Source organism: Methylobacterium nodulans ORS 2060 (assembly GCF_000022085.1).
In the GTDB taxonomy this organism is placed as follows: domain Bacteria; phylum Pseudomonadota; class Alphaproteobacteria; order Rhizobiales; family Beijerinckiaceae; genus Methylobacterium; species Methylobacterium nodulans.
In genome coordinates this window covers 5,001,012-5,027,154 of sequence record NC_011894.1, presented here as the reverse complement: position 1 = coordinate 5,027,154, position 26,143 = coordinate 5,001,012, and the positions used below count along the sequence as shown (strand labels likewise).

At 70.6% G+C, this 26,143-nt stretch carries 22 protein-coding genes and 1 pseudogene; 17 read left to right on the top strand and 6 right to left on the bottom strand.

All coding sequences use genetic code 11. The features are described from left to right. Positions 1-139 precede the first annotated feature (139 nt). Positions 140-1,363 carry a thermonuclease family protein gene (locus MNOD_RS23305; protein WP_015931425.1) on the top strand — a complete coding sequence of 408 codons (1,224 nt, stop codon included), beginning with the start codon at positions 140-142 and terminating at the stop codon, positions 1,361-1,363. 264 nt (positions 1,364-1,627) lie between these two features. Here MNOD_RS23305 and MNOD_RS23300 read toward each other — a convergent pair whose 3' ends face one another. After that, positions 1,628-2,479, bottom strand: a complete 852-nt coding sequence (locus MNOD_RS23300) for a LysR substrate-binding domain-containing protein (RefSeq protein ID WP_015931424.1) — start codon at positions 2,477-2,479, stop codon at positions 1,628-1,630. Between the two features lie 127 nt (positions 2,480-2,606). Between MNOD_RS23300 and MNOD_RS23295 the strand changes: the two genes are divergently transcribed. The 5 genes and pseudogenes from MNOD_RS23295 (at position 2,607) to hisG (ending at position 8,979) form a co-directional block, all read left to right on the top strand. Continuing rightward, positions 2,607-3,614 carry a bile acid:sodium symporter family protein gene (locus tag MNOD_RS23295; protein ID WP_015931423.1) on the top strand — a complete coding sequence of 336 codons (1,008 nt, stop codon included), beginning with the start codon at positions 2,607-2,609 and terminating at the stop codon, positions 3,612-3,614. Between the two features lie 204 nt (positions 3,615-3,818). After that, positions 3,819-5,084: an O-antigen ligase family protein gene (locus tag MNOD_RS23290; protein ID WP_015931422.1), complete on the top strand. Its 1,266-nt coding sequence runs from the start codon at positions 3,819-3,821 to the stop codon at positions 5,082-5,084. Between the two features lie 106 nt (positions 5,085-5,190). Next, positions 5,191-6,717, top strand: coding sequence for a histidine--tRNA ligase (hisS, locus tag MNOD_RS23285; protein WP_015931421.1), 1,527 nt, complete (start codon positions 5,191-5,193; stop codon positions 6,715-6,717). Positions 6,718-6,861: 144 nt separating this feature from the next. After that, the gene (locus MNOD_RS23280) at positions 6,862-7,998 is read left to right on the top strand and encodes an ATP phosphoribosyltransferase regulatory subunit (RefSeq protein ID WP_043751932.1); all 1,137 of its coding nucleotides are present in this window, start codon (positions 6,862-6,864) and stop codon (positions 7,996-7,998) included. Further along, positions 7,995-8,979, top strand: a pseudogene (gene hisG, locus MNOD_RS23275) (ATP phosphoribosyltransferase). Before MNOD_RS23280 ends, hisG begins: the two are co-directional and overlap by 4 nt. 420 nt (positions 8,980-9,399) lie before the next feature. Here the strand turns inward: hisG and hemA are convergent. Next, entirely contained in the window at positions 9,400-10,644 is a 1,245-nt protein-coding gene (gene hemA, locus MNOD_RS23270) for a 5-aminolevulinate synthase (RefSeq protein WP_015931418.1), read from the bottom strand. A 185-nt stretch (positions 10,645-10,829) separates the two neighbouring features. Between hemA and MNOD_RS48220 the strand changes: the two genes are divergently transcribed. Continuing rightward, complete coding sequence (locus tag MNOD_RS48220; protein WP_198157534.1) at positions 10,830-10,982, top strand: hypothetical protein; 153 nt, start codon at positions 10,830-10,832, stop codon at positions 10,980-10,982. A 135-nt stretch (positions 10,983-11,117) separates the two neighbouring features. After that, a complete protein-coding gene (murA, locus tag MNOD_RS23265) occupies positions 11,118-12,407 on the top strand; it encodes a UDP-N-acetylglucosamine 1-carboxyvinyltransferase (protein ID WP_015931416.1) in 1,290 nt (429 codons plus the stop codon). A 6-nt stretch (positions 12,408-12,413) separates the two neighbouring features. Here the strand turns inward: murA and MNOD_RS23260 are convergent, their stop codons facing one another. Further along, a complete protein-coding gene (locus MNOD_RS23260; RefSeq protein WP_043751929.1) occupies positions 12,414-12,767 on the bottom strand; it encodes a hypothetical protein in 354 nt (117 codons plus the stop codon). Between the two features lie 180 nt (positions 12,768-12,947). Between MNOD_RS23260 and MNOD_RS23255 the strand changes: the two genes are divergently transcribed. Continuing rightward, positions 12,948-13,388: a DUF2948 family protein gene (locus tag MNOD_RS23255; protein WP_015931414.1), complete on the top strand. Its 441-nt coding sequence runs from the start codon at positions 12,948-12,950 to the stop codon at positions 13,386-13,388. Positions 13,389-13,885: 497 nt separating this feature from the next. Here the strand turns inward: MNOD_RS23255 and MNOD_RS23250 are convergent, their stop codons facing one another. Both MNOD_RS23250 and MNOD_RS23245 read right to left on the bottom strand, forming a co-directional pair. Next, on the bottom strand, positions 13,886-14,311 hold the full coding sequence (locus MNOD_RS23250) for a DUF4345 domain-containing protein (RefSeq protein ID WP_015931413.1): 426 nt from the start codon (positions 14,309-14,311) through the stop codon (positions 13,886-13,888). A 126-nt stretch (positions 14,312-14,437) separates the two neighbouring features. After that, positions 14,438-14,665 (bottom strand): hypothetical protein, encoded by a 228-nt coding sequence (locus MNOD_RS23245; RefSeq protein ID WP_015931412.1) that lies wholly within the window; start codon positions 14,663-14,665, stop codon positions 14,438-14,440. Positions 14,666-14,915: 250 nt separating this feature from the next. Here MNOD_RS23245 and MNOD_RS23240 point away from each other — a divergent pair, with 250 nt between their 5' ends. After that, positions 14,916-15,587 carry a glutathione S-transferase family protein gene (locus MNOD_RS23240; RefSeq protein WP_015931411.1) on the top strand — a complete coding sequence of 224 codons (672 nt, stop codon included), beginning with the start codon at positions 14,916-14,918 and terminating at the stop codon, positions 15,585-15,587. A gap of 9 nt (positions 15,588-15,596) precedes the next feature. Here the strand turns inward: MNOD_RS23240 and MNOD_RS23235 are convergent, their stop codons facing one another. Then, positions 15,597-16,106, bottom strand: coding sequence for a DUF2147 domain-containing protein (locus MNOD_RS23235; RefSeq protein ID WP_015931410.1), 510 nt, complete (start codon positions 16,104-16,106; stop codon positions 15,597-15,599). A gap of 281 nt (positions 16,107-16,387) precedes the next feature. Between MNOD_RS23235 and ndk the strand changes: the two genes are divergently transcribed. From ndk to MNOD_RS23200, 7 genes are all read left to right on the top strand, one after another. After that, entirely contained in the window at positions 16,388-16,810 is a 423-nt protein-coding gene (gene ndk, locus MNOD_RS23230; RefSeq protein WP_015931409.1) for a nucleoside-diphosphate kinase, read from the top strand. A 31-nt stretch (positions 16,811-16,841) separates the two neighbouring features. After that, positions 16,842-18,944 carry a molybdopterin oxidoreductase family protein gene (locus MNOD_RS23225; protein ID WP_015931408.1) on the top strand — a complete coding sequence of 701 codons (2,103 nt, stop codon included), beginning with the start codon at positions 16,842-16,844 and terminating at the stop codon, positions 18,942-18,944. Between the two features lie 119 nt (positions 18,945-19,063). Next, positions 19,064-19,420 (top strand): hypothetical protein, encoded by a 357-nt coding sequence (locus MNOD_RS23220; protein ID WP_015931407.1) that lies wholly within the window; start codon positions 19,064-19,066, stop codon positions 19,418-19,420. A 161-nt stretch (positions 19,421-19,581) separates the two neighbouring features. Beyond that, the gene (locus MNOD_RS23215) at positions 19,582-20,568 is read left to right on the top strand and encodes an ArsR/SmtB family transcription factor (protein ID WP_015931406.1); all 987 of its coding nucleotides are present in this window, start codon (positions 19,582-19,584) and stop codon (positions 20,566-20,568) included. A gap of 85 nt (positions 20,569-20,653) precedes the next feature. Next, positions 20,654-21,574, top strand: coding sequence for a methylenetetrahydrofolate reductase [NAD(P)H] (metF, locus tag MNOD_RS23210; protein WP_015931405.1), 921 nt, complete (start codon positions 20,654-20,656; stop codon positions 21,572-21,574). Positions 21,575-21,671: 97 nt separating this feature from the next. Next, complete coding sequence (metH, locus tag MNOD_RS23205; protein ID WP_015931404.1) at positions 21,672-25,418, top strand: methionine synthase; 3,747 nt, start codon at positions 21,672-21,674, stop codon at positions 25,416-25,418. A 97-nt stretch (positions 25,419-25,515) separates the two neighbouring features. Continuing rightward, the gene (locus MNOD_RS23200; protein ID WP_015931403.1) at positions 25,516-25,929 is read left to right on the top strand and encodes a hypothetical protein; all 414 of its coding nucleotides are present in this window, start codon (positions 25,516-25,518) and stop codon (positions 25,927-25,929) included. The last annotated feature ends 214 nt before the right edge of the window (positions 25,930-26,143 follow it).

Sequence of the window (26,143 nt, the reverse complement as noted above, 5' to 3'; positions counted from 1 at the left end):
GCCGATACCCTGTACCCGTCCGCCAAGTGCGGTAGGATCCCGCCCGCCGGGCCGGGCGGGCAGGGGCCCGTCGCGGGCCGGTGCGGTCTTGAGGCAGGCAGGTCTTGGGCGCGGCGGTTTTCCAGGGTAGACGGCGGTCATGACGTCGCGTGAGCAGGTGCAGGCCTTGATCCGGGCCGAGATCGATCGGCAACGGCCTGTCGAGGTGGCCCGGCGGACGCTCGAGCTCCTGGCGGAATCCGCCGTGCGGGCGATCGATGCGCCGCCCGGCTACCAGATCGTCGGCCGGGACGGGGCACCGCGGATGCGCCGCGAGGAGGGGGCCGAGCGGCCCTTCACCCTCGCCGATCTGTTCGACGAGCTGCGGCGCCAGCATCCGTCGCTGTTCCTGCCGCCGCCGATGTCCCCGGCGCCGGAACCGCCGGCTCCGTCCGAGACAGCCAAACTGCCCAAGGCGGCCCAGTTGTCCGAGGCGGTCAAGTCGTCCAAATCGGAGGCCGCGAGGTCCGAGGCCGGCAATGCGGCGGCGCCCGCGCGCGACCGGGACTGGATACGGCTGACGCCCGAGACCGTGGGCCCGGCCCCGGCCGGCGATGCGCCTGCGGGCGGCGCGCCTGCGCCGCCCCGCACCACGGCAACGCGCGGGACGTTGCCCCTCGGCGGCGGGCTGATCCGCTATGCCCGCAGCCTCGCCGGCCATCGCTCCGCGACGCGCACCGCGGAGGACGCCACGACGCGTCCGGCCGTGCCTCCGGCGCCGGTTTCGAGCGGCGAGGGTCTCAAGCCGGCGGTTGCCCGCCCGATCCGGAGCGTGCGCGGCCGGCGTCGCCGTGCCCCGCTCTATGCCGCCCTGGCCCTGGTCGCGGTAGTCGGCGCCGGCATCTGGCTCCTGTCCGGGTCCGAGCAGGCCGCGCCGCCGCGGACGGCCTCGACCCCGGCCGAGCAGCGCCCCTCCGGCGAGACCAAATCCGCCGCTGCCCCGCGCCGCGAACCCGGCGAGACCGGAACCCTGGTGCCGGGCGAAGCGGCGCCTCAGAAACCCGCCTCGACCTCGCTCGCGGGCGTCGCCGAGGTCATGGACACCGCCACCCTGAAGCTCGGCGGCAGGACGGTGCGCCTCTTCGGCGTCGAGACCGCGAAGGGCGCTCAGGCTCAGGACCTGACGAGCTACCTCGCGGGCCGTCCGGTCGCCTGCCAGCCCGCGCCCACCGGCGCGGCTTATCTCTGCACGGTCGATGGGCACGACCTGTCGGAAGTCGTGCTCTACAACGGCGGCGGCCGGGCCACGCCGGAGGCCACGAGCGACCTCGTCGAGGCCGAGCGCCACGCGCGCACCGAGAAGCTCGGGATCTGGCGCCGGTAGCGGCTCCGGCTCCCGGCGTTCGGCACGAATCGGGTTCTGGAGACGCGGGAATTCGACGCGACCAAGGCCCCCGTCCTCGCCCGCGCTGACAGGCGAAACCCGATGCGCGTGAGTGGGCGGCTTCCGCGCATGGTGTCCGGGATTGAGGATGGACCTCTCATACGGTTTCCGGTTGGTTCCCGCGCGTCCTCGTCTCGGAACAGATCAACCGGAAGCCATATCACCGCCCGGCTTACAGCGAACAATTCCGATTCAGGTCGGCGCTCAATCCCAGATATCCGCGTGCAGGATGTCGTGCGCGAGCGTGCGGCTCGGCTCGCGCTGGAGGCCGGGGCCGGCGAGGATGAACTCGACCTCGGGCAGCCGCGGCAGGTCGGTGCCGGCGAGTTCCTGGAGGCCGTCCGCGATCAGGCTGCGGGCCTGCACCATCAATCCGAGCCCGGCGAGAGCGGCGGCGCGCAGCCCGCTCAGACTCGCGCAGGTGCAGCTGATCCGCCACGCCCGGCTCTCGCGTGCGAGAGCCTCGAGCGCGATCGCGCGCGTGATGCTGGGAGCCGGGAAGGTGAGGATCGAGACGGGCTCGTCCCGCTCGGGCAGAGCCGAGGGAAGGCCGACCCAAACCAGCCGATCCCGCCGCACCAGCAGCCCCTGCGCCTCGCCGACCCGGCGCTTGCCGAGGAAGAGGTCGAGATCGCCCCGCTCCACCGCCTCGCCGAGGAGCTGCGTGAACGAGACGCTGAGTTCGAAGTCCACCGACGGGTAGCTCGCGCGGAAATCGCGCAGCGCCTCGGCGAAGCGCGTCTGGACGAAGTCCTCGGAGGCACCGAAGCGCAGCCGGCCCTGCACTGCCCCGCCCGCCAGCGTGCGCTCCAGCCGCTCATGGGCATCGAGCACGGTGCGGGCGAAGCCCAGCACCGCCTCGCCCTCCGGCGTCGGCGCCACCGAATGGGTGTCGCGGGCGATGAGCCTCCGGCCGAGCTGCGCCTCCAGCCGCTGGACGTGCTGGCTCACGGTCGATTGCCGCAGGCTCAGCTGTTCGGCTGCGCGGCTGAAGCTGCGGCTGCGCACCACCGCCGTCAGCGTCCGGAGCAGGATCGGGTCGATGAGGCGGCTCATGCTCTGTGCGATCCTGCATAGAAGGCGGGCAGATTATCGCAGTTCATGATAACTGTAATCCTGCGCCGCAGCATACCCGTGGCTGCATCGCAGGATTACAGCGGAGCACCCCTTCAGGATCCGCCAGATGCCGGCCCGCTTCCGCCTCGACCCCTTCACGCTCATGCTTGTCGGCTGCCTCGTGCTCGGCTCCGTCCTTCCGGTGGATGGCGCCTTGGCCGAACGGCTCGAACTCGTCGCCGAAGGGGCGATCGCGCTCCTGTTCTTCCTGCACGGCGCGCGCATCGACCGGCACACCGCCCTCGCGGGGCTGGCGCATTGGCGGCTGCACCTCGTCGTGCTCGCCGCGACCTTCGGGCTATTTCCGCTGCTCGGGCTCGCGGCCGGGCTTCTGACGCCGACCCTGCTGACGCCGGCCCTCGCGGCGGGCGTCCTGTTCCTCTGCGTCCTGCCCTCGACCATGCAATCCTCTGTCGCCTTCACGGCGGTGGCGGGCGGGAACGTGCCGGCCGCGGTCTGTGCGGCCTCCGCCTCGAACATCCTCGGCATGCTCTTCACGCCGCTCCTCATCTCGCTGCTGTTCCACGTGCAGGGCGGCGGTTTCGACTGGAGCGGCATCGGCAAGATCGTGATGCAGCTCCTCGCCCCGTTCCTGCTCGGGCAGTTGCTTCACGCGCGGCTCGGGCCCTGGCTGTCTCGCCGCAAGCGGCTGACGAGCGTGGTCGACCGCGGCTCGATCCTGCTCGTGGTCTATCTGGCCTTCAGCCACGCCACGGCGGCCGGGCTGTGGTCGCGAACCTCGCTCCCGGCGCTCCTCGTCATGCTGGCGGTGGACGTTGTGCTGCTCGTCGGCGTGCTCGCCATCACCACGGCTGCGAGCCGCCTTCTCGGCTTCTCGCGGGCGGACGAGATCACCATCGTGCTCTGCGGCTCCAAGAAGAGCCTCGCCGCGGGCGTGCCGATGGCGAACGTGATGTTCGCCGGCCAGGATGTGGGCAGCCTGCTGCTTCCGGTGATGCTGTTCCACCAGGTGCAGATCCTCGCCTGCGCGGCGTTGGCCCGGCGCTACGCGGAACGGGCGGAGTGCCGCTCCGCCCCGGCGCCGGCTTCCGGCGTGTCTCTGGCGACGCGTTGAGGAAAGATTCACCGCCCGGCGCGATCCTCACGGGGAGCCAGGTTGCGTATCGGCTCCGTTCCCCGAACGACCGGCCCCGCCGTGCTTGGCAAGCGCGGCGGGGCTGCGCGTTCGAGGAAGGATCTCCTTCACCATCTTGCTTGAGGCGGCGCATACGGTTGCCGTCGCACTCTGCGGCCGGTTGCATCCGACCGGAGCCGCCCGATGACCACCGCAATCCTGCCCCGCCGCAGCCTCGGCGGGCTGCCGCTCCTGCGGGTTCTGCACGGGCTGGGGCTCGCCCTCATGGCGGCCTTCATCTTCTTCGCCTGCTTCGCCTTCTCGGATGCCTCGCCCTACGACCTCGTCGCCCTCCCGACGATGGCCCTCTGGCTCCTCCTCGGCATCCGGCTCCACCGCGGTGCGGTCCCGCTGGTGGTCCTGCTCCTCGTCTTCGTCGGCATGACGGTGCTGGCCCTGCTGCCCTACCTCGACGAGGAGAAGCCGTCGCTGTGGACCATCCAGCTCTGCTACCTCGCGGTGACGGGCATCTTCTTCGCGATGTTCTTCTCCGACGACACCGACCGGCGGCTGGAGCTGGCGCTGAAGGTCTACACGGCGAGCACCCTGTTCTCCGGGGCGCTCGGCATCGGGGGCTATCTCGGCCTGATCGGCAACGAGGATCTGTTCAGCAAGTATGGCCGCGCCTCGGGCACCTTCCAGGACCCGAACGTGTTCGGCTCCTTCCTCACCCTCGGCGCCCTCTACCTGATACACAACCTGATCTCGGGCCGGGCGCGGCATCCGCTTCTGTCGGTCGCCGGGCTGCTGCTGCTGCTCGGCGCGATCTTCCTGTCCTTCTCCCGCGGCTCCTGGGGCGGCACGGCCGTGGCAATCGCCCTGATGGTGACGTGCATTTATCGCACCACCGCCTCCCGTGCCTTACGCCGCCGCATCCTGCGCAGCACCGTCGCGACGGTGCTGCTCGGCGGCCTCGCACTCGGCGGGCTCCTCTCGGTCGGCAGCGTGGCCGAGACCTTCGCGAAACGGGCCGCCGTCACCCAGGATTACGACGAGGGCGAGACCGGCCGCTTCGGCAACCAGATCCGGGGCCTCGGCCTGCTCATGGAGGAGCCGATGGGCTTCGGCCCCCTGCGCTGGCGCCTGATCTTCAACCTTGAGCCGCACAATTCATATCTGGGCGCCTTCGCGAATGGCGGCTGGGTGGCGGGCGCGGCCTTCATCCTCCTCGTCCTCTCGACCAGCCGGGTCGGGTGGCGGCTGATGCTCGCGCCGACGCCCGTGCGGCGCCACGCGCAGATCGTGGTGCCGGCGCTCGTCATGTTCTTCCTGCAGGCGTTTCAGATCGACGTGGAGAAGTGGCGCCACGTCTACATGATGCTCGGCATCGTCTGGGCGCTCGAAGCCGCACGGGTGCGATGGCGCGAGGACGGGCCCGCCGCGGTTTGCACGGCGCGCCAAATGGTCTAGAGCGCGTGCGGCCTCGGCGGGCTGGCCCCGCCCGCGCCCCGGACCTCGCCCATCCGCCAGGAACGTCCCGGAGAGGCCGCGCCACGACGACCGGATTCCTGCCGCCATGTCCAAGCCCGCGAAGGCCGCCACCCTCAAGCCCCGCCTGCCGCGCGGCCTCATCGATCGCGGTCCGGCCGAGATCGCCGCCACAGAGCGCATGCTGCAGACGATCCGCGAGAGCTTCGAGCTCTACGGCTTCGAGGCCGTCGAGACCCCCTTCATCGAGTACACCGAGGCGCTCGGCAAGTTCCTGCCTGACCTCGACCGGCCGAACGAGGGCGTGTTCTCGTTCCAGGACGACGACGAGGCGTGGCTGTCGCTGCGCTACGACCTGACGGCGCCGCTTGCCCGCTACGTGGCCGAGCATTTCGACGCGGTCCCTAAGCCCTATCGCAGCTACCGGGCCGGCTACGTCTTCCGCAACGAGAAACCCGGGCCGGGCCGCTTCCGCCAGTTCATGCAGTTCGATGCCGACATCGTCGGGGCGCCGAGCGTCGCGGCGGATGCCGAGATCTGCATGATGGCGGCCGACACCCTGGAGCGGGTCGGCATCGCCCGCGGCGACTATGTGGTGAAGGTCAACAACCGCAAGGTGCTCGACGGCGTCATGGAGGCGATCGGCCTCGGCGGCGACGATCAGGCCGGGCGGCGCCTCACGGTGCTGCGGGCGATCGACAAGCTCGACCGGCTCGGCGTCGACGGGGTGCGCCTGCTCCTCGGCCCAGGGCGCCGGGACGAGAGCGGCGACTTCACCAGGGGCGCGGGGCTCTCGGACGAGGCGATCGACCGCATCATCCGCTACGTCTCCTTCCAGGCCGCCCCGACGGAGGGCGGCGATCGTCTCGCCTTCTGGGAGAAATTCTTCGGCGGCTGGGTCGAGGTGGTCGGGGGATCGGAGACGGGCCGCCAGGGCATTGCGGAACTCCACGCCATCCTGCGGCTCTGCGAGGCGGCGGGCTACGGACACGAGCGCGTGCGGGCCGACCCTTCCGTGGTGCGCGGCCTCGAATACTATACGGGGCCGGTCTACGAGGCGGAGCTGACCTTCCCGGTGGTCGGTGAGGACGGGCAGACGGTGCGCTTCGGCTCGGTGGCCGGGGGAGGACGCTACGACGGGCTCGTCGGCCGCTTCCGCGCCGAGCCGGTGCCGGCGACGGGCTTCTCCATCGGCGTCTCGCGGCTGTTCTCGGCCTTGCAGATCGTGAAGAGCCCGATCGTCGCGGGCGCCGCGGCGCCCGGGCCGGTCGTGGTGCTGGTCCTCGACCGCGAGGAGATCGCCGCCTACCAGGCCCTGGTGGCGCGCCTGCGCGATGCGGGGATCCGCTCCGAACTCTATCTCGGCGCCGCCGGCCTCAAGGCGCAGATGAAATACGCCGACCGGCGCGGCGCGCCCGCGGTGGTGATCCAGGGCAGCGACGAGCGCGCGCGCGGCGAGGTCCAGATCAAGGACCTGATCGAGGGCGCACGCGCCGCCGAGGCCATCGCCAGCAATGCCGAGTGGAAGGCCGCCCGCCCGGCCCAGTTCTCGGTGCCGGAGGGCGAACTGGTGCCCCGGATGCGCGAGGTGCTGGAGCGGCATTTCGCAGGCTAAGCAGGTCTCGGAAACGTGCCACGCGGTTTTCCGGCACAAACCCGCGACATGGCAAAAGCCTAAAGCAGGCAAAGGGGTGGCTTGCCACCGCAAGCCTGCTTAGAGCGGCATCAGGTATAGGGACCGGACGAACGGACCAGGATGATGACGGGCAACGGAGCCGCGCAGATCACCTCGGCCGCTCATGAGCGGCTGCTCGCCTTCTTCGAGGGGCGGGGCTATGCGCGCGTCGAGCCGCCGGTGCTGCAGCCGGTCGAGCCTTTCCTCGAACTCTCGGGCGAGGATATCCGGCGGCGCATCTTCATCACGCAGGACGCGGGCGGCGCGGAGCTGTGCCTGCGGCCCGAATACACCATCCCGGTCGGCCGCCATCACCGGGCGGTCGCCGGATCGGCAGCCGCCGATTACAGCTATCTGGGGCCGGTGTTTCGCCTGCGGGCCGCGGAGCCGGACGAGTTCCACCAGGCGGGCATCGAGTCGATCGGCCGGGTCGAGATCCCGGCCGTCGATGCCGAGATCCTCGGCCTCGCGGTCGAGGGCCTGGAGCGGCTGGGCCGCCGCGACCTGCAGGTCCGGCTCGGCGACATGGGCCTGATCACGGCGCTCCTCGATGCGCTCGGCGTCGCACCCGCTGCCAAGCGCCGCTGCCTGCGCGCCATCGCGGCCGGGCGCTCCCTCGATGACCTCGTGGCGCCGGCGCCGGTCGGCGAGGCCCATGCGGGCCTGCTCAGCGCCATCCAGGGCCAGGATCCGCAGGGGGTGCGCGCCTTCGTGGAGGACGTGCTCGCCATCGCGGGGATCAGCCGGGTCGGCGGGCGCAGTGCGGGCGAGATCGCCGAACGCTTCCTCGCCAAGGCCGCAGCCCATGCGGGCGGCGGCGCGGGTCTCGGCTCCGAGACGCGCGCGGTGATCGAGGCCTATCTGGCGGTGACGGGAGATCCCGACCAGGCCGCCGCGGCGGTCCGCGAACTCATCGGCAGCGCCGGGCTCGCCGCCCCGGCCCTGCGCGAGGCGCTCGCCCTGTTCGAGGAGCGCAACGGCTTCATCGCGGCCCGCGGCCTGCCCCTCGACCGCTTCACCTTCACGGGGCGTTTCGCCCGCAACCTCGACTATTATACGGGCTTCATCTTCGAGATCGCGGAGGCGGAGGGCGAAAGGCCCGTGGTCGGCGGCGGCCGCTACGACGGCCTGCTCCAGCATCTCGGCAGCCCGGAGCCGCTGCCGGCGGTGGGCTGCTCCTTCTGGCTCGACCGCCTCGCCGCCCGGGAGACCAGCCGATGACCCGCCCCGACGGCCCCCTCGTCCTCGCGGTCCCCTCCAAGGGCCGGCTTCAGGAGAATGCCGCCGCCTTCTTCGGCCGGGCCGGCCTCGTCCTCGCGCAGACGAGCGGCGCCCGTGACTATCGCGGGCACCTCAAGGGCGTGGCGGATGTGGAGGTGCGCTACCTCTCGGCATCCGAGATCGCGGGCCAGCTCGCGAGCGGCGCGGCCCATCTCGGCGTGACGGGCGAGGATCTGATCCGCGAGACGCTGCCGGATTCCGGCGCTCAGGTCGAACTGCTCACCCCGCTCGGCTTCGGTCAGGCGACGGTGGTGGTGGCGGTGCCGCAGGCCTGGATCGACGTGCGCACGATGAGCGATCTCGATGAGGTCGCCATCGACATGCGGCTGCGGCACGGCAGGCGCCTGCGCATCGCCACCAAGTACCTCAACCTCACCCGGCGCTTCTTCGCGGGCCACGGCGTCGCCGATTACCGCATCGTCGAGAGCCTGGGGGCGACCGAGGGCGCGCCAGCGGCCGGCAGCGCCGAGATCGTGGTCGACATCACCACGACGGGGGCGACGCTCGCCGCCAATGCACTGAAGGTCCTGGACGACGGGGTCATCCTGCGCTCGGAGGCGAACCTCGTCGCCTCGCTCGGCGCCCCCTGGGGGCCGACGGCGCGGGCGGCCATGCAGGCGGTGCTGGGCCGGATCAGCGCCGAGGAGCGGGCCCGCACGAGCCGGGAGGTGCGGGCCGGCATGCCGGCCGAGGCCTTCGACCTGCCCGCTCTCGCGGCGGCGTACCGCGCCGAGCTGCCCTACGGCGTGCCGGAGGGGCGGGGCGAGATCGTGCTGCGCTGCCCCCGCCGATGCCGTCTTCGACCTCGCCGATGCGCTCGCCCGGGCGGGTGCACAGGGCGTGAGCGTCCGGCGGATCGACTATGCCTTCGCGGCCGAGAACCCGCTGATCGAGCGTCTGCTGGCACGAATCGGAGGGTGAGGGATCGGCTCGCCGATGAGAATGCCGCGACGGTCAGGCCGAATCTCTGATCCCCATGCCCTCTCCCTGGACGAGAGAGGGGGCACGACACCGGATCCAGATCGAAACCGACGTGCGTGGCAGCCGCCCCGCTCCTCATGCTGAGGCGCGGGCGATCACAGATCGCACTGGCGATCGAAGATCGCGCAGGCTGCCTCGAAGCACGCCTGACCGATGATCCCATCCACCAGAGCCTCGGACCAGCGGTCCGGGGTGCGTGCCGGCTGATGCCGGCCAGAGGGCCGGCTGCCGCCGGCTACCTCAGCATGAGGAGCGGGGCGGCTGCCCCAGGCGGGGGCGCTCAGTCAGCCGGTTTCATCCGTCAGGGGCGACCCGGCCGGTTGTGAACTGATGCCTACAGTCGTTGAAATGACCGTCGGATCACGCGGCGGCTTCGACGACGGGGGTGCCGGCGCGGGGGAGGTCGAGGGCCTGCCACACCTCGAGCAGCGCCTCGGTCAGGCGGGCGATCTGCGCCTCGTCATGGAACGGGGTCGGCGTGATGCGCAGGCGCTCGGTGCCGCGCGGCACGGTCGGATAGTTGATCGGCTGGATGTAGATGCCGTGCCGCTCCAGCAGCCGGTCCGCCGCCGCCTTGCAGCGCTCGGCATCGCCCACCATCACCGGCACGATATGCGTCTCGGTCGCCCGCACCGGCAGCCCCGCCGCCGCCAGCGCCGCCTTGGTGCGCGCCGCCTGCCGCTGATGCGCCTCGCGCTCCGCGCCCGACCGCTTCAGGTGCCGGATCGAGGCACTCGCCGCCGCCGCGATGGCCGGCGGCAGCGCGGTGGTGAAGATGAAGCCCGGCGCATGGCTGCGCACCGCGTCGCACATCGCCGCCGTGCCGCTGATGTAGCCGCCCACCACCCCGAAGCCCTTGGCCAGCGTGCCCTCGATCACGTCGAGGCGGTGCATCACCCCGTCCCGCTCGGCGATGCCGGCCCCGCGCGGCCCGTACAGCCCGACCGCGTGCACCTCGTCGATATAGGTCAGCGCCCCGTAGCGCTCGGCCAGGTCGCAGATCGCGCCGATCGGCGCCACGTCGCCGTCCATCGAGTAGACGCTCTCGAACACGATCAGCTTGGGCCGCGCGCCCGCCTCGCGCAGCAGCGCCTCGAGATGGCCGAGGTCGTTGTGGCGAAAGATCTTCTTCTCGCAGCCGGACTGGCGCACGCCCTCGATCATCGAGTTGTGGTTGTAGGCGTCCGACAGGATCAGGCAGTGCGGGATCAGCCGGGCCAGGGTGGCGATGCCGGTCTGGTTGGAGACGTAGCCCGAGGTGAAGACCAGGGCCGCCTCCTTGCCGTGCAGGTCGGCCAGCTCGCGCTCCAGATCGACCAGCGGCGAGGTGGTGCCCGCGATGTTGCGGGTGCCGCCCGCGCCGACCCCGCAGCGCCGGGCGGTCTCGGTGAGGGCCTGCACCACCGCCGGGTGCTGGCCCATGCCCAGATAGTCGTTCGAGCACCACACCGTGATCTCGCGGCTCGAGCCGTCCGGCTGGCGCCAGCGCGCCGCCGGAAAGCGGCCGGCGATGCGCTCGATATCGGCAAAGACCCGGTAGCGCCGCTCGCCGTGCAGTCGATCAAGCGCGCCCCGGAAAATGGCCTGGTAGTCGGTCTCGGGCATCAGGATCCCTTCGGCTCGCCGGAAAACGCGCCGGAGCATGGTGTTGCCCGGGTCGCGCCTTGATCTCGCTCCAATCCGGCTGGCTTTGTAACTGGATCAGGTTAAGGCGGGATGCGCCGTATCTGCCGCCTTCGGGCGACGGGCGGAAGGCGAAAATGCGTGATGGCGACGATGGGTCGCGAGAGATGGACGAAAGCAGCAAGGATTCCCGGGCGGAGCGGTTGAAGGCCGCCCTGCGGGACAACCTCAGGCGCCGCAAGGCGCAGGCGCGCGGCCGCGCCGCCGCCGAGGCGCCGCAGCCCGCCGAGACGGATCCGCCGGAGGAGAGCCGGCGTTAACAGGAAAGCGTGGCCTTAACGGCCACAGGACGATGACCGCGTGCGGCACCGCGTCGACGGGGGCGGGCCGCAGGCGGGACGATCGAGGCGACGGATGAGCCGCGGGTGACGGTCGCGGCGTTGCAGGGAACCGACATGGACCGTATCCACATCACCGGCGGCGCGCCGCTCCACGGGGAGATCCCGATCTCGGGCGCGAAGAACGCGGCCCTGCCGCTGATGATCGCGAGCCTGCTCACGGGCGAGACCGTCGAGCTCGCCAATGTGCCGCGTCTCGCCGACATCGCCTCGCTCCTGCGCATCCTCGGCAATCACGGCGTCGACCACATGGTGGTGGGCAAGCGCCCCGGCCAGACGGCCGAGACCGGCCAGACCATCCGTCTCACGGCGAGCAACGTCATCGACACGACGGCGCCCTACGAGCTCGTCTCGACCATGCGGGCGAGCTTCTGGGTGATCGCGCCGCTGCTCGCGCGGTTCGGCGAGGCCAGGGTCTCGATGCCGGGCGGCTGCGCCATCGGCACGCGCCCGGTCGACCTGCTGCTGATGGCGATGGAGAGGCTCGGCGCCACGATCGAGATCGACGGCGGCTACGTGGTGGCCCGCACCCGCAACGGCCTGCGCGGGGCCGAGATCGTGTTTCCGAAGGTGACGGTGGGCGGCACGCACGTGGCTCTCATGGCGGCCTCGCTCGCCCAGGGCACGACCGTGATCGACAACGCCGCCCGCGAGCCGGAGGTCGTCGATCTGGCGGAGTGCCTCAGCAAGATGGGCGCGCGCATCGAGGGGGCGGGCACGCCGCGGATCGTGGTCGAGGGCGTGTCCCGCCTCGGCGGCGCCCGGCACGAGGTACTGCCCGACCGGATCGAGACCGGCACCTACGCCATGGCGGTGGCGATGACGGGCGGGGACGTGATCCTGCGGGACACCCGTGCGGACCTGCTCCACAGCGCCCTCGACGTGCTGGCGACCACGGGCACCGAGGTCACGGCGCTCCCCAACGGCATCCGGGTGCGTCGCAACGGCGCCGGCGTGGCGGCGGTCGACGTCACCACCGATCCGTTCCCGGGCTTCCCGACCGACCTCCAGGCCCAGTTCATGGCCCTGATGACCAAGGCCAGAGGGCAGTCGCGCATCCGCGAGACCATCTTCGAGAACCGGTTCATGCACGTGCAGGAACTGGCGCGGCTGGGTGCGCGCATCCGCCTCGAGGGGGACCTCGCGGTGGTGGACGGCGTCGAGCGGCTGAGAGGCGCGCCCGTCATGGCCACCGACCTGCGCGCCTCGGTCTCCCTCGTCATCGCGGGCCTCGCCGCCGAGGGCGAGACCATCATCAACCGGGTCTACCACCTCGACCGCGGCTTCGAGGCCCTCGAAGCCAAGCTCAGCCGCTGCGGCGCGCAGATCCGGCGCGAACGGGTCTGAGGCCCGTCAGAACCCGATCTGCCCCCGCTTCAGGCCGAAGCCCGGGATATCGCAGCGACAGGGCGCATTGATCGGGCCGGGGCGGGTCGGGCAATGCCCCCGCGCCGTCACGCAGATGCGGCCGAACCCTCCGCCATGTCCGGGCTCCCGGCGATGGTCGCGCTCGCGCTCGTAATAGCGCTCATGATGATAGCCCTCGTGATGATCGTCCCTGTGGCGGCGCGGCCGGTCATGCCGGCCGTAGTCGTCGCGGTACTCGTACCGGCGGCGGGGCCGGTCGTAGTCGTCGCCGTAATACTGGGCGAAGGCCGGGGCGATGCCGCCGCCGAAGGTCAGAGCGGCGAGGGCTGCGAGCGTCACGGATTTCACGAGATCCTTGTCCTCCTCATCGCGACCGACCCTAACGGCAGGGAGATGAACGGCGAGTGACCCAGGCGGACCGGCGGTTGTCGGCCGCGAGGGGCATCGCTACCTACCGGGAGTAGCAATCCTCCGGGATCCAATCCCTTGCCAAGGACGCCGACAGTGAAGGACGCGGAGATGGAGCTTCTGAAGCTCGCTGCCCTCGACCCCGACGATCTCGCGGTCATCTCGGCCCATCTGCAGGATGCCGTCCTGCGAGTCGGCGACCTCGCCTACCTGCCGAAGGAGCGCCGTTTTGCCCTCGTGGCGCACCGCTTCGACTGGGAGGCGCCCGAGGGCGCCGCGCCCCGCCGGCGGCTCACCGGCCTGCATTTCGACCGCGTGCTGTCGGTGCGCTGCCGCGGCATCTCGCGCGAGGCGCCCGATACGGCGCTCGAACTCCTTGCCATCACCTTCGACCCCGGCGAGGCACCCTCCGGCACCGCGACGCTCGTCTTCGCGGGCGGAGCGGCGATCCGGCTCGAACTCGAATGCGTCGAGGCCAGCATGAAGGATCTCGGCCCGGTCTGGGAGGCGGAGAGCCGCCCGGTCCACCCGCTTCCCCTCGACGCGGCCTGAGCAGGCTTGCGCTGGCGTGCCGACACTTCGCCAGCTGAGAGCCGTGATCCGACCCAACCGGGTCGGGCACGGCTCTCAGCGCCGGCAGACTCCTCCGCCCCATACCAACGGCCCGGGCTGCTGACGTAAGCCAAGTGCTGACGCATCGGGCCGTTGACCCATCTCGAATTTCCGATGCCAAGCCAGAGGCTTGGCGAAATTTCGAGACCAGACTCAACGGTCATTGGAAATGACCGTTGGGATCAGTTCGCCACCGGCTGCGCCGACCCTGGCGGATGACACCGCGGCTGAATGAGCGCTCCCGCCTGTGGCAGCCAACCTCGGCCCTCATGCTGAGGTGCTCCGAAGGAGCCTCGAAGCACCCCGGACCGGTGCTCCCATCCACCAGAGCCTCGGACCACCGTTCCAGCGTACTTCGAGGGCCGGCTACGCCGGCCACCTCAGCATGAGGAGCGGGGCGGCTTCCATGCAGGTCCGTTTCGCAGGTCAGGTTCTATTTAGGTGTCGCGGCCGAGGGTCGCGACGCCGCTGCGCTCCCGCGCGATATTCGCCACGCGGGTCTGCCAAAGGCAGAGCAGCGGTGTCACCACGAGTTCCATGGCGAGCGCCGCCAGCATCGTCAGGGAGGGCACGCCCGTCAGCCACAATCCGAGCAGGCGTCCGAGACCGCCCAGGACGACGACCAGGGTGAGGAACCGGAACAGGCGGGTCTTCGCCTCGATCGCCGGCACCGTCGACCAGAACAGGATGCCGATGCCGAGGAGGAGCCCCGACAGATAACGGAAATGGCTGTCGACCGAGACGCCGACGCGCTCGCCGCCGATTCCCGCCGCCCCGAACAGCACCCCGTAGAGCCCGCCTGCTGCCGGCAGGAGGGCCGCCACCGCGACCACCCGCTGGAGCAGCCGCCGTTCCTTGTCCATGCCCGTGCTCCTCCTGCACGCGTCATGATCCCACAATCCTTCGCGGCCGTCCCGGTTGCGGCGCGCACGCATTCACCCGGCCGGCGGAAGCGGGGCTCCGCCCGCATCGCCGACGCGAGCGGGCTCTCAGGCCCTCTGCTCCTTCAGCCGCTTCACGCATTTGCTGAAATATTGCGGCCATTTCGGCCCCTGGGCGGCCTTCTCGGCCGCGGGCAGGGCCCGCCATTCGGCCCCGCATTTCTTCTGCCGCTCCCGGGCGGCCAGGCCCTTCACGGTGGGTTCCTGAGCCTGGGCCGGCGGGACGGGGGCGATGAGGGCGGCCACGACGGCCGCGAGAAGGAGGCGGATCGGCATGCGACGGTTCCTGGCAGGTCCGGCCGCACCCGGGCGGCGGACGTAACGTCACCACAGCCGATGACTGTGCGCCGGGCAATCCGCTTCCTGCCGAGGTTGCAAGGTGGGTGCCGGAAAAGTCCTTCCCGTCACATTTTGGCCGCAGCTTTCCGGCGCCCGGCGACGTTTTCGCTTCACAGGCCCGGCGCCTGTCTGGTTAAGCTCGCCCGGCCAGAGACCCGATCCACGCCCGCGCGAGGGGATTGTCCGCATGTCGGCTGTCACGACTCCGCCGATCGACCTCTACTACTGGACGACGCCGAACGGCTGGAAAGCCTCGATCATGCTGGAGGAATGCGGCCTGCCCTACCGCATGATCCCGGTGAATATCGGCAAGGGCGTTCAGCGCTCGCCGGATTTCCTCGCCGTCTCGCCGAACGGCAAGATCCCGGCGATCACCGATCCGGATGGACCGGGCGGCCAGCCGATCACGGTCTACGAGTCGAACGCCATCCTGCAATACCTCGCCCGCAAGGTCGGCCGTTTCTACCCGAGCGAGGAGAGGGCGCGGATCGCCGTCGATATCTGGCTGTTCTGGCAGGCGGCGAATTTCGGCCCGACCCTCGGCCAGACGCACCATTTCCGCATCTACGCCTCGGACAAGATTCCCTACGCGATCGAGCGCTTCACCGCGGAGGCCGCGCGGCTCTACGGCGTCCTCGACGCCCAGCTCTCCCGCCACCCCTTCGTCGCCGGCGAGGACTTCACCATTGCGGACATCGCGGTCGTCACCTGGGCGAAGCTCTGGGAGCGCCAGGGCCAGGACATCGCGGATTTCCCGCATGTCGGCCGCTGGCTCGACGTCGTGAAGGCGCGCCCCGCCGTGCAGCGCGGCTTCAAGCTGCGGCCGGAGCCGGAGGAGGCCGCGGCCCCCGCCTGCTGACCCCGGGACTTACGGCGCGACGGTCTTGGGCGAAGCAGGCTTGGCGGCCGGGCGGGGCGCCGGGGCGGCCTGGGCCACCTCGTCGGGAGTCTTGGTCCAGGTCTGCGAGCCGCACAGCACCTTCAGCAGGCAGCCCGAGACCGCAAGCTCGCTCGCGCTCTCGCGGGCGATCGTCACCTCGTAGAACTTGCCCTCTTCGGCATTGTAGATCTGGCCCTTGTACCCGTCCTCGCCCGGCTTCAGGCCCTCCATGAGCTGGAGGCCGATCACCGGGCGGGTGCGCTTCTTCGGGTCGGGGTTCTTGATGTCGGTGCGCGGCTGGCCCTGGTCGTTGAGCGGGGTCTTCAGCCAGACGACCGTTCCGCAGATGTGGGCGCTTCCGGGGCCGCAGCGCTCGATCTTGATCTTCGCCCGGCCGTCCTCGGTGAGCCACGTGCCGGACGGGTCGGTCGCCGCCTGGGCGGCGGTGCCGGCGAGGAACAGGAACGCGGTGAGGGCCGGAGTCCGGACGGAACGCATGCGCGAATCTCCCTTGAGGTCCATAGCGGCGCGCCCCGGGCGTCCGCCTGATGGATCGTCGTGTCGATGCCCGGCTCGACGTCGCGCACCGGGCGTGGCCGAAAGGCCGCGGTGCGCTTCAAAAACCCCGGGTTTCTGGCGTTTTTTCGACCGCGTTGCGGCGAAGCCGCAGCGGCGCCGGTCCGCTTCGGCTTGAGGGTGACTCTGGCCGCCGCTATAAGCCCGGCGCCGCGGGCGGCATCCGGCCGTCCCGCCACGCTTTGCTCCTTACGGATCGTCTGATGGCCATCGAGCGCACCTTCTCCATCCTGAAGCCGGACGCCACCGCCCGGAACCTCACCGGCGCGATCAACGCGGTGATCGAGGAGGCGGGCCTGCGCATCGTCGCCCAGCGCCGCATCCGCATGTCCGAGGCCCAGGCCAAGACGTTCTACGAGGTCCATGCCGAGCGGCCGTTCTACGGCGAGCTCGTCTCCTTCATGACCTCCGGTCCGGTCGTCGTGCAGGTGCTGGAGGGCGAGAACGCCGTCGCCAAGTACCGCGAGGTGATGGGCGCCACGAACCCGGCCCAGGCCGCCGAGGGCACCATCCGCAAGAAGTTCGCCCTCTCGGTCGGCGAGAACTCGGTGCACGGTTCCGACAGCGCCGAGAACGCGAAGGTCGAGATCGCGCAGTTCTTCGACGAGAAGGACATCGTCGGCTAAAACTCCGACGGGGCAGCATGGAGGCGGGCGGGTGACGGCTCAGGCGCGGATCGAGCGGCGGAGTTCCACCTGTCCGCATGATTGTCCCTCGGTCTGCGCCCTCGACGTCGAGGTGATCGACGGGAACACGATCGGGCGGGTGCGCGGCTCGGCCCGCCACAGCTACACGGCGGGCGTCGTCTGCGCGAAGGTCGCCCGCTACGCCGAGCGCATCCATCATCCCGACCGCCTGACCCGGCCTCTGATCCGGACCGGCCCGAAGGGATCGGGCTCCTTCGCCCCGATCTCCTGGGATGAGGCCCTCGACCGCGTGGCCGCTTCCTTCCTGAAGGCCGAGGCCGCGCATGGGGCGGAGGCGGTCTGGCCCTATTACTACGCGGGCACGATGGGGCTGGTGATGCGCGACGGCATCAACCGGCTGCGCCACGCCAAGGGCTATTCGGGCCAGCATTCCACTATATGCACCACGCTCGCCTGGTCGGGCTACGTCGCCGGAACCGGCCGGCTCGCGGGGGCCGACCCGCGCGAGATGGCGGAGAGCGACTGCGTGGTGATCTGGGGCACCAACCCGGTGCACACCCAGGTCAATGTCATGACCCACGCCCAGACGGCGCGGAAGACCCGCGACGCCAAGATCGTGGCGGTGGACATCTACGACAATCCGACCATGCGGCAGGCGGACATGCCGCTGCTGCTGCGGCCGGGGACGGACGGCGCGCTCGCCTGTGCGGTGATGCACGTGCTGTTCCGCGACGGCCTCGCCGACCGCGACTACCTCGCCCGCTACACCGACTGCCCGGACGAGCTGGAGGCGCATCTGCGCGGGCGGGATCCGGCCTGGGCCGCCGCGATCACCGGCCTCGCGGTGGCGGAGATCGAGGCCTTCGCGCGGCTCGTCGGCACCACGAAGCGGACCTTCTTCCGGCTCGGCTACGGCTTCTCGCGCAGCCGCAACGGGGCCGTGAACATGCACGCGGCGCTCTGCATCCCGGCGGTGACGGGGGCGTGGCGCCACCCCGGCGGTGGGGCCTTTCATTCCAACAGCGGTATCTACGGCCTCGACAAGCGCCTGATCGAGGGGCTCGACCTCCGGCGTCCCGAGGTGCGGGTGCTCGATCAGTCGCAGATCGGCCGGGTGCTCACGGGCGACGCGGAGGCGCTGCGGGGCGGCCCGCCCGTCACCGCCATGCTGATTCAGAACACCAACCCGGTCTCGGTCGCGCCCGAGCAGGAGGCGGTGAAGCGGGGTTTTTCCCGCGAGGACCTGTTCGTCTGCGTGCACGAGCAGTTCATGACCGAGACGGCCCGGATGGCCGACCTCGTGCTGCCCGCGACCATGTTCCTGGAGCACGACGACCTCTATACGGGCGGCGGCCACCAGCACATCCAGCTCGGCCTCAAGCGGATCGATCCGCCCGGCCTTTGCCGCTCGAACCACGAGGTCGTGGCGGCGCTCGCCGCACGGCTCGGCGCCGCGCATCCGGGCTTCGCCATGACGCCGCGCGAGCTGATCGATGCGACCCTCCGGGCCTCCGGCCGCGGCACGCTCGCGGCGCTCGAAGCGGCGGATGGGGTGCTCGACGCGCAGCCGGCCTTCGCGCGCGCCCATTTCCTCGACGGGTTCGGCCATCCGGACGGCCGCTTCCGGTTCCGCCCGGACTGGTCTGCGGTGCCGATCGGTCATGACGGCCCGCGCGGCCCGACCGACCTCCTGCCGTCCCTGCCCGACCATTGGGAGGCGCCGCTGCGGACCGGCACGGCCGCGTTCCCCTTCCGCCTCGCCACCAGCCCGGCCCGCAACTTCCTGAATTCGAGCTTCACCGAGACGCCGACCTCGCTGGCCAAGGAGCGCCATCCGACCGTGATGATCCATCCGGCGGATGCGGCCGAGCGGGGGATCGTCGAGGGGGCCTGGGTGCGTCTGGCCAATGCGCTCGGTGCCGTGCAGCTGCGGGCCACCCTGTTCGACGGCCTGCGCCGCGGCGTGCTGATCGCGGAATCGATCTGGCCGAACGACGCCTATCCGGACGGGCGCGGCATCAACACGCTGACCGGGGCCGACGCGCCGGCGCCGTTCGGCGGGGCCGCCTTCCACGACAACCACGTCTCCATCGAGCCGCTGCCGGCTGCCTGATTGCGGTGCAGGCCCGAATCGGGCCGCGGCGTTTTCGCCGGACTGTGGCGCCTGCGCCCTTGCACGGAGCGGGGGATCAGAGTCCAACGGTCAAGCTTTCCGCTCACCGGACACCGACCATGCGCATCCGCATCGCCCTTGCCGCCGGCCTGATGGCCCTCGGCGCCACCGCCGCCCTCGCGGGCGCCGCCTCCTCGCAGCTCGAAGCCTACCAGCCCGATCCGGCCCTGCGCACGGCGCCCAAGACCGAACTCGAGAGCCGCGTGCGCCGGGCCTGCGCGGTCGTGCAGGCCCGCCTGCAGAACACGGCCGAGACCACCCTGGAACGCCCCTGCGGCTGCTACGCCAGGGCGACCCTGCGCGCCCTCGATGCCTCCGAGCTCGAAGCCTACCGGACGACCGGCTATTTCAACGATTCCGCGCGGGCCAAGGCCCTCGAAGCCCTCGACAGCTGCAAGCTGCCGCGGCCGGTCTGACCCGCTTTCCCATCGGGGCCGACGCCGCTCGCGCGCCCCTCTCCCGCACGGGAGAGGGGCTTTTTTATTCGCCGCCTCGCTGCGGATTCCGGCTTGCGTCCCGCTCCAGTCGCACATAAAGATATCTTTATGTTTCGAATGGAGCCGAGAGCCGCCCGCCGATGACCCGCCCGCTGCACTTCGCCGATGCCTTGAGCGTGCTGCGCGCCGCGGCGGAAGAGACGCGGCTGCGCATCCTCGCGCTCCTGGGGGAGGGGGAACTCTCGGTTTCCGACCTCACCGACATCCTCGGCCAGTCGCAGCCGCGGATCTCGCGCCACCTGAAGCTGATGGTCGAGGCGGGGCTGGTGGAGCGGCACCGGGAGGGGGCCTGGGCCTTCTTCCGCCTCGTCGAGGGCGTGTCCGCCCTGGTCGAGCCGCTCATTGCCGCCATGGACCGGACGAATCCTCCCCTGTCGGAGGATCTGGCCCGGCTCCAGGCCGTGCGGGCGCAGCGGGCGGAAGCGGCCCAGAGCTTCTTCGCACGGCTCGCGCCGCAATGGGACCGGGTGCGCTCGCTCCACGTGCCGGAGGCGACCGTTGAGGCGGCGGTGCTCGACGTGCTCGGGCCTGGGCCGATCGGCAGCCTGATCGACCTCGGCACGGGGACCGGCCGGATGCTCGGCCTGCTCGCGCCCCGCGCCACGCGGGCGACCGGGCTCGACGCCAACTACGCCATGCTGTCGGTGGCCCGGGCCAATCTGGAGCGGCAGGGACTGGCGCGGGTCGATCTGCGCCAGGGCGACATCCACGCCCCGCCCTTCGGCCGCGGCAGCTTCGATCTCGTGCTGATCCACCAGGTGCTGCACTATCTCGACGAGCCCGCGCGGGCTTTGCGCGAGGCGGCCCGCCTCGTCGCTCCCGGGGGGCGGCTGCTGGTGGTCGATTTCGCGCCGCACGACCTGGAATTCCTGCGCGAGTCGCAGGCCCATCGCCGCCTCGGCTTCTCGGCCGAGCAGGTCACCGGCTGGCTCACCGAAGCCTCCCTCACGGATGTGCGCGTCCGCGAGCTTCCGCCGAGCGGCGATGCCGGGCACCGGCTCACCGTCACGCTCTGGCTCGCCCATAGCCGCGCGCTCGGCGCCGAGCCGGCCCGTGAGGTTGCCTGATGCCCGCCGTGCCCCTCACCCACACGCTGCCCGTGCGCGGCACGGTGTGCGTCCCCCCATCCGCCTGACAGAAACCGAGGTCCCGATGGCTTCCACCGCCTTCCGTCCGAGCCGCGAGAGCCACCGTCCGATTCGGGTGTCCTTCGAGTTCTTCCCGCCGAAGACCGCGGAGATGGAGGCGACGCTGTGGTCGTCGATCGAGCGGCTGGCGCCGCTCCAGCCGAACTTCGTGTCGGTGACCTACGGGGCCGGCGGATCGACCCGCGAGCGCACCCACAACACCGTCGCGCGGATCGTGCGCGAGACGAACCTCAAGCCCGCCGCCCATCTCACCTGCGTCGATGCGACGAAGGAGGAGGTGAACGAGGTCGTGCGCTCCTACTGGGATGTGGGCGTGCGCCACATCGTGGCCCTGCGCGGCGACCCGGCCGAGGGCGTCGGCACGGCCTACCGGGCCCATCCCGGAGGCTATGCGCGCTCCTGCGACCTCGTCGCGGGGATCAAGGGCATCGGCGACTTCCAGGTCTCGGTCTCGGCCTATCCGGAGCGCCACCCGGAGGCGCCGTCCCTCGATGTCGACATCGACGCGCTCAAGGCCAAGGTCGAATGCGGCGCCGACCGCGCCATCACTCAGTTCTTCTTCGACAACGACCTGTTCTTCCGCTACCTCGACCGGGTTCAGGCGCGCGGCATCGACATCCCGATCGTCCCGGGGATCCTGCCGGTGCAGAACTTCAAGCAGGCGGCGAGCTTCGCCAAGCGCACCGGAGCCTCGGTGCCGGATTGGCTGGCGGCGCGCTTCGAGGGCCTCGAGGACGATGTCGGCACGCGCAAGCTGGTGGCGGCGGCGGTCGCCGCCGAGCAGGTGCTCGACCTCCTCGACCGGGGCGTCACCGACTTCCACTTCTACACCATGAACCGCGCCGACCTCGTCTACGCGATCTGCCACCTCCTCGGCCTGCGCGCGACCCCGAGCGCGCCCATGCCGGAGCGGGCCGCGGCGTGAGCGTGGCAGGAGGATAGGCCGCCTTCGACCGTCGCTTGCCGCTCTGACGACGTTCTCACCGCAACGGCCGCCCGCCGGCCTCTCCCGGATTGACCCGATGACCGACTTCCGCCCCGCCGACGGCGCCGATGTTCTCGCCACGCTCCGCAAGCGGGCCGCAGAGCGAATCCTCGTTCTCGACGGGGCGATGGGCACCATGATCCAGCGCCTGAAGCTCGGCGAGGCGGATTTCCGCGGCAAGCGGTTCATGGACCATCCGCATGATCAGAAGGGCAACAACGACCTCCTGATCCTCACCCAGCCGGACGCGATCCGGCAGATCCACCTCGACTATTTCCTCGCCGGGGCGGATGTGGCCGAGACCAACACCTTCTCGGGCACGGTGATCGCCCAGGCCGATTACGGCATGGAGGCGATCGTCCGCGAGTTGAACCGCGAGGGCGCGCGGCTCGCCCGCGAGGCCGCGGCGGAGGCCGAGCGCCGGGACGGGCGCCGCCGCTTCGTCGCGGGCGCCGTCGGCCCGACCAACCGCACCCTCTCGATTTCGCCGGACGTGAACAACCCCGGGTATCGGGCCGTCACCTTCGACCAGGTGCGCGATGCTTATGCCGAGCAGGTGAGGGGGCTGATCGAGGGCGGCTCGGATCTCGTCCTGATCGAGACGATCTTCGACACGCTGAACGCCAAGGCGGCGATCGCGGCGACCTGGCAGGTCTTCGGCGAGATGGGCGTGCGCCTGCCCATCATGATCTCGGGCACCATCACCGACCTGTCGGGCCGCACCTTGTCGGGCCAGACGCCGACCGCCTTCTGGCACTCCCTGCGCCATGCCGAGCCGCTGACCTTCGGCCTCAACTGCGCGCTCGGCGCCCGCGAGATGCGCGCCCATATCAGCGAGCTGTCGCGGGTCTGCGACACGCTGGTCTGCGCCTATCCGAATGCCGGCCTGCCGAACGAGTTCGGCCTCTACGACGAGAGCCCGGAGGCGATGGCGGCGCTGGTCGGCGAGTTCGCCGGGAGCGGGCTCGTCAACATGGTGGGCGGCTGCTGCGGCACCACGCCCGACCACATCCGCGCCATCGCCGAGGCCGTCGCCGGCAAGGCGCCCCGGCGCGTGCCGGAGGTGCCGCGCCTGATGCGCCTCTCAGGGCTCGAGCCTTTCACGCTCACCAAGGAAATCCCCTTCGTGAACGTGGGCGAGCGCACGAACGTCACCGGCTCGGCCAAGTTCCGCAAGCTCATCACCAATGGCGACTACGCCGCCGCCCTCGACGTCGCCCGCGACCAGGTCGCGGCCGGCGCCCAGGTCATCGACGTCAACATGGACGAGGGCCTGCTCGATTCGGCCGCCGCCATGGTCGAATTCCTGAACCTCGTCGCGGCCGAGCCCGACATCGCCCGCGTGCCGGTGATGGTCGATTCCTCGAAATTCGCGGTGATCGAGGCCGGCCTGAAGTGCATTCAGGGCAAGCCGATCGTGAACTCGATCTCGCTCAAGGAGGGCGAGGAAAAATTCATCCACGAGGCGAAGGTCTGCCGCTCCTACGGGGCCGCCGTGGTGGTGATGGCCTTCGACGAGAAGGGCCAGGCCGATACGCTGGCGCGCAAGGTCGAGATCTGTACCCGCGCCTACCGGATCCTCACCGATGAGGTGGGCTTCCCGCCGGAGGACATCGTCTTCGACCCGAACATCTTCGCGGTGGCGACCGGCATCGAGGAGCATGACGGCTACGGGGTCGCCTTCATCGAGGCTGCGCGGCAGATCCGGCAGACCCTGCCCCATGCCCATATCTCGGGCGGCGTCTCGAACCTCTCCTTCGCCTTCCGGGGCAACGAGCCGGTGCGCGAGGCGATGCACGCGGTGTTCCTGTACCACGCCATCCACGCCGGCATGGATATGGGCATCGTCAATGCGGGCCAGCTCGCCGTCTACGACGAGCTCGACCCGGAGCTGCGGGATCTGTGCGAGGACGTCGTCCTCAATCGCCGGTCTGATGCCACCGAGCGCCTGCTGGAGCAGGCGGCCCGCTTCAAGGAGGGGGGCGGCGCGCAGGTGCGAACGGCCGATCTCGCCTGGCGCGAGGCGCCGGTGGAGAAGCGGCTGGAGCACGCCCTCGTCAACGGCATCACCGAGTACATCGAGGCCGACACCGAGGAGGCCCGCGCCAAGGCGGCGCGCCCCCTCGACGTGATCGAGGGCCCGCTGATGGCCGGCATGAACGTCGTCGGCGACCTGTTCGGCTCGGGCAAGATGTTCCTGCCCCAGGTGGTGAAGTCCGCCCGCGTGATGAAGCAGGCCGTCGCCTACCTGATGCCGTTCATGGAGGCGGAGAAGCAGGCGAATGGCGGTGTCGGGCGGCAGGCCGCCGGCAAGGTGCTGATGGCCACCGTCAAGGGCGACGTCCACGACATCGGCAAGAACATCGTCGGCGTCGTGCTCGCCTGCAACAACTACGAGATCATCGATCTCGGCGTGATGGTGCCGGCGGCCAAGATCCTCGACACGGCGAGGAAGGAGAAGGTCGACATCGTCGGCCTTTCGGGCCTGATCACGCCCTCCCTCGACGAGATGGTGCACGTCGCCTCCGAGATGGAGCGCGAGGGCTTCGACGTGCCGCTCCTGATCGGGGGCGCCACGACGAGCCGCGTCCACACGGCGGTGAAGATCCACCCGGCCTATGCGCGGGGCCAGGCCGTCTACGTGACGGATGCGAGCCGGGCGGTCGGCGTGGTGTCGAGCCTGCTCTCGCCCGAGACGCGCGTGACCACCATCGAGAGCGTGCGCGCCGAGTACAAGCGCGTCGCCGAGGCCCATACGAGGGCCGAGGCCGACAAGCAGCGCCTGCCGCTCTCGAGGGCGCGCGCCAACGCCTTCAAGGCCGATTTCGCGTCGTACCGGCCGGCCAAGCCGACCTTCACGGGCACCCGCGTCTTCCGCACCTACGACGTTGCCGAACTCGTCCCCTATATCGACTGGACGCCCTTCCTGCAGACCTACGAGTTCAAGGGCCGCTTCCCGGCGATCCTGGAGGATCCGGTCCAGGGGCCGGCGGCGCGGGCCCTGTTCGACGATGCCCAGGCGATGCTCGCGCGCATCGTCGAGGAGCGCTGGTTCAACCCGAAGGCGGTGATCGGCTTCTGGCCGGCCAATGCGGTCGGCGACGACATCCGCCTGTTCACCGGGGAGAGCCGCTCGGAGAGGCTCGCCACCTTCCACGGCCTGCGCCAGCAGCTCTCGAAGCGCGACGGCCGGCCGAATACCTGCCTGTCCGACTTCGTGGCCCCGCTCGAGTCGGGCGTGGCGGATTATGTCGGCGGCTTCGTGGTCACGGCGGGGCTGGAGGAGGTGCGGATCGCCGAGCGCTTCGAGCGCCAGAACGACGATTACCGCTCGATCCTGGTCAAGGCCCTGGCGGACCGCATCGCCGAGGCTTTCGCCGAGCGGATGCACGAGCGCGTGCGCCGCGAGTTCTGGGCCTATGCCCCGGACGAGGCGTGCACGCCCGACGACCTCGTCGCGGAGGCGTATCAGGGCATCCGCCCGGCGCCGGGCTATCCGGCCCAGCCCGACCATACCGAGAAGGCGACCCTGTTCGACCTGCTCCAGGCCGAGCCGCGCATCGGCGTGAAGCTGACCGAATCCTACGCCATGTGGCCGGGCTCCTCGGTGTCGGGCCTCTACCTCGCCCATCCGGAGGCGCATTACTTCGGGGTCGCCAAGGTGGAGCGCGATCAGGTGGAGGATTACGCCGCCCGCAAGGGCATGGCGGTGGCGGAGGTGGAGCGCTGGCTCGGCCCGATCCTGAACTACGACCCGGCCCGGCATCTCGCGGCGGCGGAGTAGGCCACGGCCAGGCTTGACCGATGGCCCCGCCCCGGCTCAAAGCTTGGGCGCGAGGGCCGAACCGGCCATGCGGCGACGGATAGCCGGAAAGGGCGCGATGCGGACAGGTCTGGTGGGGATCGCGCTCCTGGCGGGGCTCGCCACGGCGGGCTGCACGACCTTCGGCTACATCTCGCATACCTATGCGAGCCTCAAGCCCCAGGTCGTCACGACCGGCTGCAAGGATCCCTACGAGGTGTTCGACCAGCGCCAGACCCGCCGGATGCTGATCGTCTCGAACGGCCTGCGCGAAGTGGCGGGCTGCGGCCTCGACGGGGCGGATCCGGCGCTGACTCGCCGCCAGCGCTTCAGCGAGGCGGCCACGACCTATCTGCAGGAAACCGACCGGGAGACCTGCCGGATCATCGGCGAGACGGTGTTCGACGACCTTCGCACGGAGTTCGTCTATGCCTGTGCCGAGCCGATCGAGAAGCCGGGCACCAAGGTGCGCCGCCTGCCTGGGCGGTACTGATCGGGAGAGTCCGTCAGGCGCATCGAGAGGCGTCCGACGCATTCTCATCCGAGATTCGATTGATGGCTTCGCTCAAGCGGGTGCGATGATCCGGTCTCCGGTTGATCCTTCGCAGACCGGATCACAGGGTCTCCGCCCCCTCCCTCTTTCCGGGCCCGTTCGGGCCTGCACGACTGCAGCGTTAGCGGAAGCAGATCCGGGACCCAGCAGGAGG

What these genes read in the sequence shown, in the direction of transcription:
- MNOD_RS23305 (WP_015931425.1), top strand. Translation starts at nt 140, where the DNA reads ATGACGTCGCGTGAGCAGGTGCAGGCCTTGATCCGGGCCGAGATCGAT.
- MNOD_RS23300 (WP_015931424.1), bottom strand. Translation starts at nt 2,479, where the DNA reads ATGAGCCGCCTCATCGACCCGATCCTGCTCCGGACGCTGACGGCGGTG.
- MNOD_RS23295 (WP_015931423.1), top strand. Translation starts at nt 2,607, where the DNA reads ATGCCGGCCCGCTTCCGCCTCGACCCCTTCACGCTCATGCTTGTCGGC.
- MNOD_RS23290 (WP_015931422.1), top strand. Translation starts at nt 3,819, where the DNA reads ATGACCACCGCAATCCTGCCCCGCCGCAGCCTCGGCGGGCTGCCGCTC.
- hisS (WP_015931421.1), top strand. Translation starts at nt 5,191, where the DNA reads ATGTCCAAGCCCGCGAAGGCCGCCACCCTCAAGCCCCGCCTGCCGCGC.
- MNOD_RS23280 (WP_043751932.1), top strand. Translation starts at nt 6,862, where the DNA reads ATGACGGGCAACGGAGCCGCGCAGATCACCTCGGCCGCTCATGAGCGG.
- hemA (WP_015931418.1), bottom strand. Translation starts at nt 10,644, where the DNA reads ATGCCCGAGACCGACTACCAGGCCATTTTCCGGGGCGCGCTTGATCGA.
- MNOD_RS48220 (WP_198157534.1), top strand. Translation starts at nt 10,830, where the DNA reads ATGGACGAAAGCAGCAAGGATTCCCGGGCGGAGCGGTTGAAGGCCGCC.
- murA (WP_015931416.1), top strand. Translation starts at nt 11,118, where the DNA reads ATGGACCGTATCCACATCACCGGCGGCGCGCCGCTCCACGGGGAGATC.
- MNOD_RS23255 (WP_015931414.1), top strand. Translation starts at nt 12,948, where the DNA reads ATGGAGCTTCTGAAGCTCGCTGCCCTCGACCCCGACGATCTCGCGGTC.
- MNOD_RS23250 (WP_015931413.1), bottom strand. Translation starts at nt 14,311, where the DNA reads ATGGACAAGGAACGGCGGCTGCTCCAGCGGGTGGTCGCGGTGGCGGCC.
- MNOD_RS23245 (WP_015931412.1), bottom strand. Translation starts at nt 14,665, where the DNA reads ATGCCGATCCGCCTCCTTCTCGCGGCCGTCGTGGCCGCCCTCATCGCC.
- MNOD_RS23240 (WP_015931411.1), top strand. Translation starts at nt 14,916, where the DNA reads ATGTCGGCTGTCACGACTCCGCCGATCGACCTCTACTACTGGACGACG.
- MNOD_RS23235 (WP_015931410.1), bottom strand. Translation starts at nt 16,106, where the DNA reads ATGCGTTCCGTCCGGACTCCGGCCCTCACCGCGTTCCTGTTCCTCGCC.
- ndk (WP_015931409.1), top strand. Translation starts at nt 16,388, where the DNA reads ATGGCCATCGAGCGCACCTTCTCCATCCTGAAGCCGGACGCCACCGCC.
- MNOD_RS23220 (WP_015931407.1), top strand. Translation starts at nt 19,064, where the DNA reads ATGCGCATCCGCATCGCCCTTGCCGCCGGCCTGATGGCCCTCGGCGCC.
- MNOD_RS23215 (WP_015931406.1), top strand. Translation starts at nt 19,582, where the DNA reads ATGACCCGCCCGCTGCACTTCGCCGATGCCTTGAGCGTGCTGCGCGCC.
- metF (WP_015931405.1), top strand. Translation starts at nt 20,654, where the DNA reads ATGGCTTCCACCGCCTTCCGTCCGAGCCGCGAGAGCCACCGTCCGATT.
- metH (WP_015931404.1), top strand. Translation starts at nt 21,672, where the DNA reads ATGACCGACTTCCGCCCCGCCGACGGCGCCGATGTTCTCGCCACGCTC.
- MNOD_RS23200 (WP_015931403.1), top strand. Translation starts at nt 25,516, where the DNA reads ATGCGGACAGGTCTGGTGGGGATCGCGCTCCTGGCGGGGCTCGCCACG.